The organism is Mycobacterium sp. GA-1841 (assembly GCF_001954135.1).
In the GTDB taxonomy this organism is placed as follows: Bacteria; Actinomycetota; Actinomycetes; order Mycobacteriales; family Mycobacteriaceae; genus Mycobacterium.
In genome coordinates, this window is the sequence record NZ_MBEQ01000067.1 from 1 (window position 1) to 13,706 (window position 13,706).

14 protein-coding genes are annotated in these 13,706 nt (G+C 65.8%); 10 read left to right on the plus strand and 4 right to left on the minus strand.

The annotated features are described in order from the left end of the window. Positions 1-186, minus strand: a 186-nt coding sequence (locus tag A5740_RS29110) for a hypothetical protein (RefSeq protein ID WP_254849198.1), incomplete at its 3' end; no start/stop codon positions are given. Positions 187-193: 7 nt separating this feature from the next. On the opposite strand from A5740_RS29110, the gene A5740_RS15225 reads away from it, so the two are divergent. Then, a complete protein-coding gene (locus tag A5740_RS15225; RefSeq protein ID WP_254849199.1) occupies positions 194-766 on the plus strand; it encodes a hypothetical protein in 573 nt (190 codons plus the stop codon). A gap of 7 nt (positions 767-773) precedes the next feature. Here the strand turns inward: A5740_RS15225 and A5740_RS15230 are convergent, their stop codons facing one another. Further along, positions 774-1,571 carry an ABC transporter ATP-binding protein gene (locus A5740_RS15230; RefSeq protein WP_076195324.1) on the minus strand — a complete coding sequence of 266 codons (798 nt, stop codon included), beginning with the start codon at positions 1,569-1,571 and terminating at the stop codon, positions 774-776. Continuing rightward, positions 1,568-2,239: a FadR/GntR family transcriptional regulator gene (locus tag A5740_RS15235; protein WP_076195325.1), complete on the minus strand. Its 672-nt coding sequence runs from the start codon at positions 2,237-2,239 to the stop codon at positions 1,568-1,570. The genes A5740_RS15230 and A5740_RS15235 overlap by 4 nt, the downstream gene beginning before the upstream one ends. 156 nt (positions 2,240-2,395) lie before the next feature. Between A5740_RS15235 and A5740_RS15240 the strand changes: the two genes are divergently transcribed. Continuing rightward, positions 2,396-4,144: a 2-isopropylmalate synthase gene (locus A5740_RS15240; protein WP_083654153.1), complete on the plus strand. Its 1,749-nt coding sequence runs from the start codon at positions 2,396-2,398 to the stop codon at positions 4,142-4,144. Here A5740_RS15240 and A5740_RS15245 read toward each other — a convergent pair. Continuing rightward, complete coding sequence (locus A5740_RS15245) at positions 4,131-4,586, minus strand: peroxiredoxin (RefSeq protein ID WP_175616264.1); 456 nt, start codon at positions 4,584-4,586, stop codon at positions 4,131-4,133. The genes A5740_RS15240 and A5740_RS15245 overlap by 14 nt on opposite strands. Before the next feature lie 71 nt (positions 4,587-4,657). Here A5740_RS15245 and A5740_RS15250 point away from each other — a divergent pair, with 71 nt between their 5' ends. The 8 genes from A5740_RS15250 to A5740_RS15285 all read left to right on the plus strand — a co-directional run bounded on the left by A5740_RS15250 (position 4,658) and on the right by A5740_RS15285 (position 13,629). After that, positions 4,658-6,187, plus strand: a complete 1,530-nt coding sequence (locus A5740_RS15250; RefSeq protein ID WP_076195327.1) for an anthranilate synthase component I — start codon at positions 4,658-4,660, stop codon at positions 6,185-6,187. Further along, positions 6,184-6,783, plus strand: coding sequence for a TIGR02234 family membrane protein (locus A5740_RS15255; RefSeq protein ID WP_076195328.1), 600 nt, complete (start codon positions 6,184-6,186; stop codon positions 6,781-6,783). The genes A5740_RS15250 and A5740_RS15255 overlap by 4 nt, the downstream gene beginning before the upstream one ends. A 93-nt stretch (positions 6,784-6,876) precedes the next feature. Further along, positions 6,877-7,695 (plus strand): indole-3-glycerol phosphate synthase TrpC, encoded by an 819-nt coding sequence (gene trpC, locus A5740_RS15260; RefSeq protein ID WP_076195329.1) that lies wholly within the window; start codon positions 6,877-6,879, stop codon positions 7,693-7,695. A gap of 37 nt (positions 7,696-7,732) precedes the next feature. Then, positions 7,733-8,998, plus strand: a complete 1,266-nt coding sequence (trpB, locus tag A5740_RS15265; RefSeq protein WP_076195330.1) for a tryptophan synthase subunit beta — start codon at positions 7,733-7,735, stop codon at positions 8,996-8,998. After that, positions 8,995-9,783 carry a tryptophan synthase subunit alpha gene (gene trpA, locus A5740_RS15270; RefSeq protein WP_076195331.1) on the plus strand — a complete coding sequence of 263 codons (789 nt, stop codon included), beginning with the start codon at positions 8,995-8,997 and terminating at the stop codon, positions 9,781-9,783. Before trpB ends, trpA begins: the two co-directional genes overlap by 4 nt. Continuing rightward, on the plus strand, positions 9,780-12,263 hold the full coding sequence (gene lgt / locus A5740_RS15275; RefSeq protein WP_139335148.1) for a prolipoprotein diacylglyceryl transferase: 2,484 nt from the start codon (positions 9,780-9,782) through the stop codon (positions 12,261-12,263). The genes trpA and lgt overlap by 4 nt, the downstream gene beginning before the upstream one ends. Positions 12,264-12,815: 552 nt before the next feature. After that, positions 12,816-13,226: an NINE protein gene (locus A5740_RS15280; protein ID WP_076195332.1), complete on the plus strand. Its 411-nt coding sequence runs from the start codon at positions 12,816-12,818 to the stop codon at positions 13,224-13,226. Beyond that, positions 13,216-13,629 carry a DUF2752 domain-containing protein gene (locus tag A5740_RS15285; protein WP_076195333.1) on the plus strand — a complete coding sequence of 138 codons (414 nt, stop codon included), beginning with the start codon at positions 13,216-13,218 and terminating at the stop codon, positions 13,627-13,629. The genes A5740_RS15280 and A5740_RS15285 overlap by 11 nt, the downstream gene beginning before the upstream one ends. Positions 13,630-13,706: the final 77 nt, after the last annotated feature.

Genomic DNA, 13,706 nt, shown 5'->3' on the forward strand with positions numbered 1-13,706 from the left:
GGTGGCGCGTGGGCACACGGCGTCGGGATCAAACCCGGCGCGGCGCAGCTCATAGGCCAACCAGACATCCAGCGCGATCGCCAATCTGCTGGAGGCCTTGCCACAAAAGGAACGCCACCTGATCGAGCAGCGGCTGCAACGGTCGATGAAAGGTGTTGCCGGGTCGAGCGCCAGCGTGCTGGGCAAGCACTACATGAAACAGGTCGACGTGGTGATGTCCGACTGGGATACCGGCCCGGAATTGTTGATCAGCACCAAACGGATGGATTCCAGCTTCGGCAAAAATGCGGCCAACCGCGTCGAGGAAAGCTACGGTGACGCCAAGAATCTCCGACTGCGCCATCCACTTTCGGCGCTCGGATTCGTCTACGGCCTCCGCTCGACGATCCTGACCACCGAACCGGACAAGGCCGAGTGGCTGATCGACCTGCTGGGCAAACTCGGCACCGAGGACGACGCGTATCACGCGGTCGCGTTGGTGATGATCGACTATGACTCCGAGGTCGCCGAGTCCGCCGACGAGGAGGTCGACAGCCTCGAGAAGGCCGAGCCAGACGCGCTGTTCGAGATCGTCGACGTGGCCACAGCTGCCGTCGACGAAGCCCTGGCGACCCTGCCGGACATCGCCATCCGGCACGACACGGTGCCGCCCGAGCTCCAGCCTTCGCGCTTTCTGGCGACCATGGTCAACCGCGTCATCGACACCACACCGGTGACCAGGCACCGTGAGGCACGTCGGCGTCGCAACACCCCGGCAGAGGCCTGAACAGCGACTACAAGACCCGAGAGCTGGCCTTGGCCCGCGCACTCCATCGGCCGTCCTGATATCCCACCACCACGGGGTGATCGAAGGCCTCACTGACGTGCTCGGTGTTGACGACGTCGTGGGCGGCGCCGCTGGCGACGGTGCGGCCGTGGGCGATCAACAACGCGTGCGTGGTGCTGGTGGGCAGTTCCTCGAGGTGGTGGGTCACCAGGATGGAAGCCATGTCGGGGTGCGAGTCGTCCAATGTGTCAAGCGTTTCCAACAACTGCTCGCGGGCCGCGACGTCCAGACCGGTAGTGGGTTCGTCGAGCAGAAGCAGCTGTGGATCGGCGATCAATGCCCGCGCGATCAAGGTGCGGCCGCGTTCGCCCTGCGACAGCGTAGGCCAGATTGCGTCGGCCCGGGCAGACAGCCCCACGGTGTCGATCAGTTCGTCGGCGCGGCGCACCTGCTCGGCGGTGGGCGTCCAGTGCGCGGCGATGTCGATGGTGGCGGTGATGCCGGTGAGCACCACCTCGCGCACGGTGAGCGGGTACTGCAGCCGATGCCGGGGGTTCACGTGGCCGATGGAGCGGCGCAGCACGGCCAGGTCGGTGCGGCCCATCTGACCGCCCAGCACGTGCACGGTGCCTGAGGTCGGAAACGTCACGGCGGCACAGAAACCCAGCAGTGTGCTCTTGCCGGCGCCATTGGGCCCCAGCAGTGCCCAGTGCTCACCGGACTGCACTGTCAGCGAGATGCCGTCGATGATCTGCTTGCCGTCGCGGCGGAACGTCACCTCGGCGATATCGAGGACCGGGGTCATGCGAAAGACTCCTTCAATGAGCTCAAATGGGTTCTGCTGGCTGCCGCAGCGGCCTCGGGATCTCGGGCGACGATCGCGTCGGCCAACTGTTGATGCAGGGCGTGGTCGCACGGTTCGGAGGCGATCGGCCGGATCTTGAGCATGTCGATCATGGCCAGCCGCAGGCGTGGCAGGAACGCGTCGAACAACTGGATCAACACTTCGTTGTGGGCCGCGGCGATCACCGTACGGTGAAACGCCATGTCCGCGTCGACGTGGTCGGGTATCGACTGACCGGTCACCCCGCGGGCGGCCAAGGTGCGACGGATCGCGCGCAGATCGGCGGGAGTACGTCGATTTGCGGCCAGCGCGGCGGCCTCGGCTTCGATGGCGATACGGGCCTCGATCACCGAGACGATGGTGGCCCGGCGCAGCACGGTGTCCCAGTCTTCGGTGGCGTCCAGCGCCGTGACGAATACGCCGGCACCCTGCCGGCTCTCCAGCACGCCCTTGCCGGACAGTTCGCGGATGGCTTCGCGCAGGGTGGAACGGCCTACACCGAGCTGCGCGGCCAGGGTCGTCTCCCCGGGAAGACGATGGCCGAGCGGCCATTCGCCCTGGCGGATGCGTGCCAGCAGAAGCTGGGCGGTCTGGGCCGCCAGCGGGTGACGCCGAACTTGGGAGGTCATCACAACCTGTCTACTTGTCTGAGGAGTTGTGTACAGTCTAGCCATCATGACGCGCGTGCTCCTGCTTAGCCGCCGCGGCGGGGCCTGAATCGACCGGCCTCCTGCCGTGGGGCTGTGTCGCGCCGGTCGAACTCCAATCCGACCGAAGGCACCCTCATGACCACTTCTGCATTTCCCACCATCAACACCCCGGCCGGGGAAATCCCGGCCACCGCACCGGCCTGGAACCGCCAGCGCCGCTCCCAAATGCCATCCCATCGCTACGCCAGCGTCTACGACCGGGTCGAAGTTCCACTGGTTCAACGAGATTGGCCCGCGGCGCGGATCAATGCCGCACCGCTGTGGGTGCCGGTCGATCTGCGTGACGGCAACCAGGCGCTGGCCGAGCCGATGGATCCCGCCCGCAAGCGCCGCTTTTTCGAGCTGCTGGTGGCCATGGGCTACAAGGAGATCGAGGTCGGGTATCCGTCCGCCTCGCAGACCGATTTCGACTTCGTCCGACTGCTGGCCGAGTCCGACATCGCCCCGCCGGACGTCACCATCGTCGTATTCGTCCCGGCGCGCCGCGACCTGATCGAACGAACCGTGGACTCGGTGCGCGGCATCAGCAACGACGTCGTCATCCACATGTACACCGCCACCGCTCCGACCTGGCGCGATGTCGTGCTGGGCAAGACCAGAGGCGAGCTGAGCCAGCTCATCTACGCCGGTGCACGTGACGTCCTCGAGTTCACCGACGGTATGCCGAACGTGCGGTTCGAGTTCTCCCCGGAGGTGTTCAACCTCACCGAGCCCGACTACGTGCTGGAGTTGTGCGACGCGGTCACCGAGCTGTGGCACGCCACCCCGGGACGCCCGGTCATCCTGAACCTGCCGGCCACCGTCGAGATCGCCACCCCGAACGTCTATGCCGACCAGATCGAGTACATGCATCGCAACCTGTCCCGCCGCGACAGCGTCATTCTCTCGGTCCATCCGCACAACGACCGGGGAACCGGCATCGCCTGCGCCGAGCTCGCGGTGCTGGCCGGTGCGCAGCGGGTGGAAGGCTGCGTCTTCGGCAACGGCGAACGCACCGGCAACGTCGACATCGCCACCCTGGCGTTGAATCTGCATGCCCAGGGCGTGGATCCGATGATCGATTTCTCCGACATCGACGAGATCGCGCGCACGGTCAGCCACTGCACCCGCATGCCGATCCACGAACGCCATCCCTATGTCGGGGACATGGTGCACACCGCGTTCTCCGGAACCCACCAGGATGCGATCAAGAAGGGTTTCGCCGAACATCGCCGGCGGGCCGCGGACACCGGACAGCCGGAGAACGAAATCGATTGGCGGGTACCGTATCTGCCGATCGATCCGGCCGACATCGGCCGCACCTATGACGCGGTGATCCGGGTCAACTCCCAGTCGGGCAAGGGTGGCATCGCCTACCTGCTGGCCGCGGAGTACGGGCTGGAGCTGCCTCGTCGGCTGCAGATCGACTTCGCCCGTCACGTCCAGGCGTACACCGACGACAGCGGCGCGGAGGTGACTGCCGCCGAACTGTTCGACCTGTTCGAGGCGACCTATCTGGATGCGGCCGGGCCGGTGCAACTCAAGGACTGGCACACCGGCGGCGACGGCGCCGCCGCGGTCACCGACCTGACGTTGGTGTTCGACGGCAGCACGGTCACCAGCAGCCATCGCGGCATCGGCCCGGTGGATGCACTGCGGGCCGCGCTCGCCGAGATTGGCCATCCGGTCGAGGTGTTGAGCCTGACCCAACAGTCGATCGGCAGCACCGCCGTCAGCTACCTGGAATACCGGTCGCCCAGTCGCACCGGATGGGCGTGCGGGCGCAGCGATTCGGTGCTCGCAGCGTCGATGGCGGCGGTGCTGAGGGCAGTCAATGCGCCTTGAGCACTTCCAGTGCCTTGTCGGCGTGGGTGTCCATGCTGATCTCGCTGGAGATCACCGCCAGGACCGTGCGGTCGGTGTCGATGACGAACGTGGTCCGCTTGACCGGCATGAGCTTGCCGAGCAGACCACGCTTCACACCGAACTGGGCGGCCACCTTGCCGTCGGCATCGGAGAGCAACGGATAGTCGAAATTCTGGATGTCGGCGAATTTCGCCTGCTTGGTGACCGGGTCGGTGCTGATACCGACCCGGTTCGCCCCGGCGGCGGCGAACTCGGCGGCCAGATCTCGGAAGTGACAGGCCTCCTTTGTGCATCCGGGTGTCATCGCGGCCGGATAGAAGAACAGCACGACCGGCCCGTCGGCGAGCAGGCTGGTCAGGCTGCGGATCGTGCCGGTCTGGTCGGGAAGTTCGAAGTCGGGAACCGTGTCACCGGTCCTGATCTGTGTCATGGTCGCTCACGCTACGCCGTCTGCATGCCAGTCCTGCTCGGTCCATCTGGGAGGATTGGTCTGTGCAAACCACCCCCGACAGCCTCACCCGCACCACATCGCGCGAGGATTTCCGGGCGCTGGCCGCTGAGCATCGTGTGGTCCCGGTGACCCGCAAGGTGCTGGCCGACAGTGAGACGCCGCTGTCGGCCTATCGCAAGCTTGCTGCCAACCGCCCGGGCACATTCCTGCTCGAATCGGCCGAGAATGGCCGCTCGTGGTCACGGTGGTCGTTCATCGGCGCCGGCGCACCTTCCGCTTTGACTGTCCGCGACGACGAAGCGGTATGGCTGGGCACCGCCCCCAAGGATGCGCCCAGCGGCGGTGATCCGTTAGCTGCCTTGCGGGCCACCCTCGACCTCCTGCAGACCGAGGCAGTGCCGGATCTGCCACCGCTGTCCTCGGGTTTGGTCGGGTACTTCGCCTACGACATGGTGCGTCGGTTGGAACGGCTGCCCGAGTTGGCGGTTGACGATCTGGGCCTGCCGGACATGGTGCTGCTGCTGGCCACCGACATCGCCGCCGTGGACCACCATGAGGGCACGATCACCCTGATCGCGAACGCGGTGAACTGGAATGGCACAGACGAACGCGTCGACGAGGCCTACGAGGACGCGGTGCGACGCCTCGATGTGATGACCGCGGCCCTCGGCCAACCCCTGTCCTCGGCGGTGGCGACCTTCAGCCGGCCCCAGCCCGAGCACCGATCCCAGCGCACGGTGGAGGAGTACACCGCGATCGTCGAGAAGCTCGTCGGCGACATCGAAGCCGGCGAAGCCTTCCAGGTGGTGCCGTCACAGCGGTTCGAGATGGATACCGCCGCTGACCCGCTGGACGTGTACCGCATGCTGCGGGTGACCAACCCCAGCCCGTACATGTACCTGCTCAACGTGCCCGATGTCGATGGCGGCCTTGATTTTTCGGTGGTCGGCTCGAGCCCGGAGGCGTTGGTCACGGTGAAAGATGGTCGGGCCACCACCCACCCGATTGCCGGGACCCGGTGGCGCGGTGCCACTGAAGAAGAAGATGTGCTGCTGGAGAAGGAGCTGCTGGCCGACGACAAGGAGCGCGCCGAGCATCTGATGTTGGTCGACCTGGGACGCAATGACCTGGGCCGGGTGTGCCGCCCGGGGACCGTCCGCGTCGAGGACTACAGCCACATCGAGCGCTACAGCCACGTGATGCACCTGGTCTCGACGGTGACCGGTGAGCTCGCCGCCGACAAGACGGCCGTGGACGCGGTGACGGCCTGCTTCCCGGCGGGCACCCTGTCAGGAGCGCCCAAGGTCCGGGCGATGGAGTTGATCGAAGAGGTCGAGAAGACCCGACGGGGCCTGTACGGCGGGGTGCTCGGCTATCTGGATTTCGCCGGCAATGCCGACTTCGCCATCGCCATCCGCACCGCACTGATGCGCAATGGCACGGCCTACGTACAGGCCGGCGGGGGAGTTGTGGCCGATTCCAACGGACCGTACGAATACAACGAGTCGGCGAACAAGGCCAAAGCCGTGCTCAACGCCATCGCCGCCGCCGATACATTGGCCGAACCGTGACAAGGGTGGCGCAGGCGCTGTTTGTCGTCGGGGCCGTGCTGTTGTGGGTGGCATCACGGATGACCTGGGTCGAGGTGGCCTCGGCCGACGGGCTGGGCCAGCCGAAGTCCACCACGCTGACCGGCGCGACCTGGTCGACGGCACTGATCCCGTTGGCATTGCTGGTGCTGGCCGCGGCGGTCGCGGTGCTGGCCGTGCGCGGCTGGCCGTTGCGGTTGCTGGCGCTGCTGATCGCCGCGGCCAGCGCGGGCATGGGTTACCTGGCAATCAGCTTGTGGGCGATCAAGGATGTCGGGGTTCGGGCCGCTGACCTGGCGTTAGTGCCGGTATGGCAGCTGACTGGAACCAGTCGGTCCTACGGCGGCGCGATGCTGACCCTGGTGGCCGCGGTGTGTGCGCTGGCGGGTGCGGTGCTGCTGATGCGCTCGGCCAACAGCGCCAAGCGTGGGATTGCGGGGCGATACGCGGCACCGGCCGCACGGCGCGATGCGGTCAAGCGAGATGACAGTGGTGAGCCGATGTCGGAGCGAATGCTGTGGGACGCGCTCGACGAAGGGCAGGATCCGACCGGTGACGGCACTGATCAGAGACAATAAGGGCCGGTGAAAGGTGAGGGAGGGCCGACGGCTACCCTTCGAGGGAGGGCAACCGGGACCGGCCCGGAGGCACCAGAAAGGAACCGACGGGCGATGAGTTCGGCCACTGTGCTCGACTCCATCATCGAGGGAGTCCGCGCCGACGTAGCCGCCCGCGAGGCCGTGATCAGCCTGGCTGACATCAAGGCGCGGGCCCAGGACGCACCCCCTCCGCTCAATGTGATGGCGGCGTTGCGTGAACCGGGAATTGCCGTGATCGCAGAGGTGAAGCGGGCCAGCCCGTCTCGGGGGGAGTTGGCCAACATCGCCGATCCGGCCGAGTTGGCGCAGGCGTACGAGGCCGGCGGCGCGCGAGTCGTCAGCGTGCTCACCGAGCAGCGCCGCTTCAACGGCTCGCTGGCCGACCTGGACGCGGTACGGGCCGCAGTGTCGATTCCGGTGCTGCGCAAGGACTTTATCGTCAAGCCGTACCAGATCCACGAGGCCCGGGCGCACGGCGCCGACATGTTGTTGCTGATCGGCGCGGCGCTGGAGCAGTCGGTGTTGGAATCGCTGCTGGAGCGCACGGAATCCCTCGGGATGACGGCTCTGGTGGAGGTGCACACCGAAGAGGAGGCCGACCGCGCGCTGAGCGCCGGGGCCACCGTGATCGGTGTCAATGCCCGCGACCTCAAAACGCTGGAGGTCGACCGCGACTGCTTCGCCCGGATCGCTCCCGGCTTGCCCAGTAACGTCATCCGCGTCGCGGAGTCCGGCGTCCGGGGAACCGCTGACCTGCTGGCCTACGCCGGCGCGGGTGCCGATGCCGTACTGGTCGGTGAGGGTGTGGTGACCAGCGGGGATCCCCGCAGTGCGGTTGCCGATCTGGTTACTGCCGGTACGCACCCGTCCTGCCCGAAACCGGCTCGCTGAAACAGGCAATGAGCCGCTCGTACGAAAAGACATATTGATGGCGGATCACGCGGGCCCCGAGTTGCCCCGCTCCAGCGCAGGCGTTGCCGAACCCACCGTTCACGACCCCGACGCCCGCGGCCATTTCGGTTCCTATGGCGGCCGGTTGGTTCCCGAGGCGCTGATGGCCGTGATCGAAGAGGTCACCGCGGCCTACGAGAAGTCACGGGGCGATCAGACGTTCCTCGATGAGCTCGATCGTTTGCAGCGGCACTACAGCGGCCGGCCGTCACCGCTGTACGAGGCGACCAGGCTGTCCGAGCAGGCCGGCGGCGCGCGCCTCTTCCTCAAACGAGAAGACTTGAACCACACCGGTTCTCACAAGATCAACAACGTCCTGGGGCAGGCGCTGCTGGCGCGGCAGATGGGCAAGACCCGGGTCATCGCCGAGACGGGTGCCGGCCAGCACGGTGTGGCCACCGCGACCGCGTGTGCGTTGCTGGATCTCGAATGCATCATCTACATGGGTGCGGTGGACACCGCCCGCCAGGCCCTCAACGTCGCGCGGATGCGGCTGCTCGGTGCCACCGTGGTGTCGGTGGAGTCCGGTTCCAAGACCCTCAAGGACGCGATCAACGAAGCGTTCCGCGATTGGGTCACCAACGCCGACAACACCTATTACTGCTTCGGGACGGCGGCAGGCCCGCATCCGTTCCCGCTCATGGTCCGCGATTTCCAGCGCATCATCGGCATGGAGGCGCGAGCTCAGATTCTCGATCAAGCGGGCCGGTTGCCCGATGCGGTGGCCGCGTGCGTGGGTGGCGGCTCAAACGCGATCGGCGCGTTCCACGCGTTCATCGACGATCCGACGGTCCGGCTCGTCGGTTTCGAGGCAGCCGGTGACGGCGTGGAGACCGGGCGGCACGCGGCAACCTTCACCGGCGGCTCGCCGGGCGCGTTCCAGGGGTCGTTCTCCTACCTGTTGCAGGACGAGGACGGTCAGACCATCGAATCGCACTCCATCTCCGCCGGCCTGGACTATCCGGGCGTCGGACCCGAGCATGCGTTCCTCAAGGACATCGGCCGTGCCGAGTACCGCCCGATCACCGATACCGAAGCGATGGATGCGTTCTCACTGCTGTGCCGGTTGGAGGGCATCATTCCGGCGATCGAGTCGGCGCACGCGGTGGCCGGTGCCCTCAAGCTCGGTCCCGAACTGGGTCCCGGTTCGATCATCGTGGTGAACCTGTCGGGGCGCGGCGACAAAGACGTCGAAACTGCGGCCAAGTGGTTCGGATTGCTCGATGAGGGGAGCGCCGGATGAGCCGGCTGGCAGAGCTGTTCGATGGCTGCCGTTCCGAGGGCCGCGCCGCTCTGATCGGCTACCTGCCGACCGGTTTTCCGGATGTGCAGACGTCGGTCGCGGCGATGACTGCCATGGTCGAATCCGGTTGCGATCTGGTGGAAGTGGGCCTGCCGTACTCAGATCCGGGGATGGACGGGCCGACGATTGCCACCGCGACGGCTGCCGCCCTCGCCGGTGGCGTGCGGGTACGCGACACCTTGACCGCGGTCGAGGCGATCAGCAACGCCGGCGGCCGCGCTGTGGTGATGACCTACTGGAATCCGGTGTTGCGCAAGGGTGTTGACACTTTCGCCCGGGATCTGGCCTCGGCCGGTGGATATGGTCTGATCACGCCTGACCTGATCCCCGAGGAAGCCGACGACTGGATCGCGGCGTCGGATGCGCACAATCTGGACCGGATCTTCGTGGTGGCGCCGTCCTCGACTCCCGAACGGCTTGCGGCGACGGTGAGCGCCTCGAGAGGTTTCGTCTACGCCGCATCCACCATGGGTGTCACCGGGGCACGTAATGCGGTTTCCAACGCGGCACCGGAGTTGGTGCGGCGGGTCAAGGAAGTGTCCGACATTCCAGTCGGCGTGGGTTTGGGTGTGCGCTCGGGCGCTCAGGCCGCTGAGATCGGTGCCTACGCCGACGGCGTCATCGTCGGGTCGGCTCTGGTGTCGGCTCTCAGCGACGGACTTGATGCGGTGCGTCGCCTCACCGAAGAACTGGCCAACGGCGTTAGGCAGAGGATTTCAGCTTGACCACTACCGTGCTCGCGTATCTGCCCAGCCCGTCACAGGGCGTCTGGCATCTGGGCCCGGTGCCGATACGCGCGTATGCGCTGTGCATCATCGTGGGCATCGTCGCGGCGCTGATCATTGGTGACCGACGTTGGCAAGCGCGGGGCGGTGAAGCCGGCGTTATTTACGACATCGCTTTGTGGGCAGTGCCTTTCGGCCTCGTCGGCGGTCGGCTCTATCACGTCCTGACCGACTGGCCGACGTACTTCGGGCCCGGCGGCAAGGGGCTCGGCGCGGCATTCCAGGTCTGGGAAGGCGGCCTGGGCATCTGGGGTGCCGTCGCGTTGGGCGGTGTCGGCGCGTGGATCGGCTGCCGCACGCGAGGTATCCCGCTGCCTGCCTTCGGCGATGCGATTGCGCCCGGAATCATCTTGGCGCAAGCGATCGGCCGGCTTGGCAACTACTTCAACCAGGAGCTGTATGGCGGCGACACCACGCTGCCGTGGGGCCTGGAGATCTATCAACGCGTGAACGCTGCCGGCAACGTCGACTACCTCAACGGGGTGTCCACCGGCGAGGTACTGAAGGTGGTCCATCCCACCTTTCTCTACGAGTTACTGTGGAACGTCCTGGTTTTCGTTTTGCTGATCTGGGCTGACCGCAAGTTCAAACTCGGCCACGGACGGCTGTTCGCGCTCTACGTGGCCGGCTACTGCGCGGGCCGCTTCCTCGTCGAACTGATGCGCAGTGACCCGGCTACCGAATTCGCCGGGATCCGGGTCAACACCTTCACCTCCACGTTCGTGTTCATCGGCGCCATCATCTACATCATGCTGGCCACCAAGGGCCGGGAAGACCCGGCGACCTTGGCGGGCAAGGGTGAGGACGACGCGGCCGAGGACGAGTCCGCGGTAGACGAACTCGGCAAGGAACTCGTTGCCGCAGCGGCCGGTACCGGGGTGGTCGCCGCCGCGACCGTGGCCGGCAAGGACGATGACGACGAGAACGCCGAAGATGCCGACCACATGCATCCTGACGAGGTCGGTGCCAGTGAAGACGACGGCGCCGAAGCCGCCGCCGCCATCGAACTGAAGGCGATCTCGACCGAGCCCGATGAAGATGAGGCGGCCGAGCCTGAGGATGAGGGCGACACCGCATCGGAAGACATCGACGAGCGCGCCGACGACGAAGCTGAGGAAGAGAGCGAGGCGACCTCAGCGGCGGACGAACCCGAAACTGAAGCTGACGCCGAACTTGAGGAGGCCGCGGAAGAAGAGCCTGCGGCCGAGGTTTCGGCCGAGGAGGGCGGTGAGTCCGACGATCAGGACAGCGTCGATGAGGCTGTTGGCGAGGCGGTTGAAGCCGATTCCGAAGCGGAGGCAGAAGCCGAATCCGAAGCCGAATCCGAGGAGCCGATCGTTGCCGGTGAGGACGCCGTCGATGAAGGTGCTGACGTGCCGGCCGAAGCCGAGGCCGAGGCCGGTGACGAGTCAGAAGAGTTAGAGGCTGAGTCTGCAGACACCGTCGAGGAACAGGCCGCCGATGAGGGCGGTGAGTCCGACGATCAGGACAGCGTCGATGAGGCTGTTGGCGAGGCGGTTGAAGCCGATTCCGAAGCGGAGGCAGAAGCCGAATCCGAAGCCGAATCCGAGGAGCCGATCGTTGCCGGTGAGGACGCCGTCGATGAAGGTGCTGACGTGCCGGCCGAAGCCGAGGCAGAGGACGAATCTGCAGAAGCCGTCGAAGATGAGACCTCCGAGGACGAGTCGGATGAGGCGGAGGCTGAGGCTGCAGTCGCCGTCGACGATCAGGACAGCGTCGATGAGGCTGCTGGCGAATCGGTCGAGCCCGAAGCTGGAGCCGACGCTGACGCCGAGGACGCGTCAGACACATCAGAGGCCGAATCCGCCGAGACTGTCGAAGAACAGACGTCCGAAGATGAATCGCGTGAGCCACAAGCTGAGCCCGACGTTGAAGACAAAGCCGCGGCAGAGGTTTCAACCGGGGATGAACTAGACGCGTCAGACGCCGATCCCGTCGAGGATGTCGAAGCCGACGATGCCGAACCGATCGATGAGGCTGCCGATGAGTCGGTCGAGGACGAAGCCGCCATCGAGGACGTAGAACCTGCGGACCAGTCAGCAGTCGACGACACCGCTGAGGAGTCCGTTGCCGATGACGACGGGGAGGTCATCGAACCTGCGTTAGCAACGGCCAGCGACGATGAAGCCGAGCAGTCGACCGCCGAGGCAACCATCGAAGGGGAGTCTGCTACCGGCGAGTCGGTCGGGGAGTCTGACGACATTGTCGGCGCTGAGGCGGCTGAGGACGAGGATTCCGCCGAGTCCGAGGCCGAGGCAGAGGCCGAGAGCAGTGATTCAGAGGCCGAGTCAGAATCTGATTCAGTCCCGGACACATCAGCATCGGGGCAAGGGCTTGGTCAGATTCCCGATGCGGAGCGCAAAGGCCGTCTTCGACGCTGGTTGCGTCGGAACCGCTGAGCGGATCCCGCAGAAGCATCTACGCTTTGCCCGCCTGCAAGCGACTTTTCAGCGACAATCGCCACACAGACACCAGAGGCATCATTGGTTACACGACCAATGTATACTCCCGCCCCTGAAGCCCCATGAAGCTCACGTGTCACGTAATTCGGATTGTCCAGCTAACAGCGACGGAGTCGCTCGTAACCGGGCACTGGGCAGATGAGGCTCATGGGGCCAGTGGTACAGGAGAGCCGAAAACGCGCAGCGACAATGGTATTGGTGGGGTCTGCGTTGCCTGTGTGGCGATTGTCGCTGAAAAGTCGCTCGTAGCCGGGCACATCGGTTATCGCCCCGAAACTTGCGACTGATGTGACCAGAGTGAGTGGGGACAGCGGGCATCCCCTACCGCTCAGCCGCGATGCGCTCGTGTCACACCGAAGGCGCGCCTGAGGAATCAGGACAACGCGACGCCCACACATGAGGCTGTCCCGCCCGAAGCGGACCCAAGACGCCGGTTTCGGTGCCTTGCGTCGCCGCCGGTGAGAATCCGGTCTCTGGCATCCTGGCTGTATGACCGATCCGTCCGAAACCACGAACTCGTCGGACACTCCGTCGTCGGCCAGCTTTCCGCCGCAGGCGGGATATCCGCCGCCGCCCGGTCACGCACCGACCGGTTATCCGCCGTACCCGTCGCCGTACGGAGATCCGAACGCCCCCTACGGTCGCCACCCGATCACCGGAGAGCCCTTCTCCGACAAATCCAAGGTGATTGCCGGCCTGCTGCAGTTGCTCGGTCTGTTCGGCCTGGTGGGCATCGGGCGTATCTATCTCGGCCAGACCGGATTCGGTATCGCCCAGTTGATCGTGGGGATCATCACCTGCGGCATCGGCGCGTTCATCTGGGGCATCATCGATGCTGTCTTGATTCTGACCGACAAGGTGCGCGACCCACTCGGGCGCCCGTTGCGCGATGGAACCTAGCCATCCCACGGGGATGATCGCCGGCCGGTACGGGCTGCTGACCGGAGGTGCGCTGGGCATCGGTGCACTCGCCTACATCGGGATTGCCGACCCGCATCGTCCCGGCTTCCTGTTCCCCGGATGTGCGTTCAAGGCGCTCACCGGGTGGGACTGCCCGGCGTGTGGCGGCCTGCGGATGACGCACGACGTCCTGCACGGTGACATTGGTGCGGCCGTCGTCGACAACGTGTTCGCATTGTTCGGGCTGCCGATCTTGGCGGCGTGGCTATTGGTGCGATGGCGGCGGGACCGAACGCTCTTTCCGGTGCCAATGGTGGTGACGATCATGGTGGCGCTGGTGGTCTGGACCGTGGTCCGAAACCTGCCCGGCTTCCCATTGGTGCCGACGTTAACCGCTCCGTAGTAGCCCACCTGCACTGATACACTGAAACTTCGGGCCGGTGCAGTCCCGGGACCAGGATGTTCCGGACGTGCGGAGGT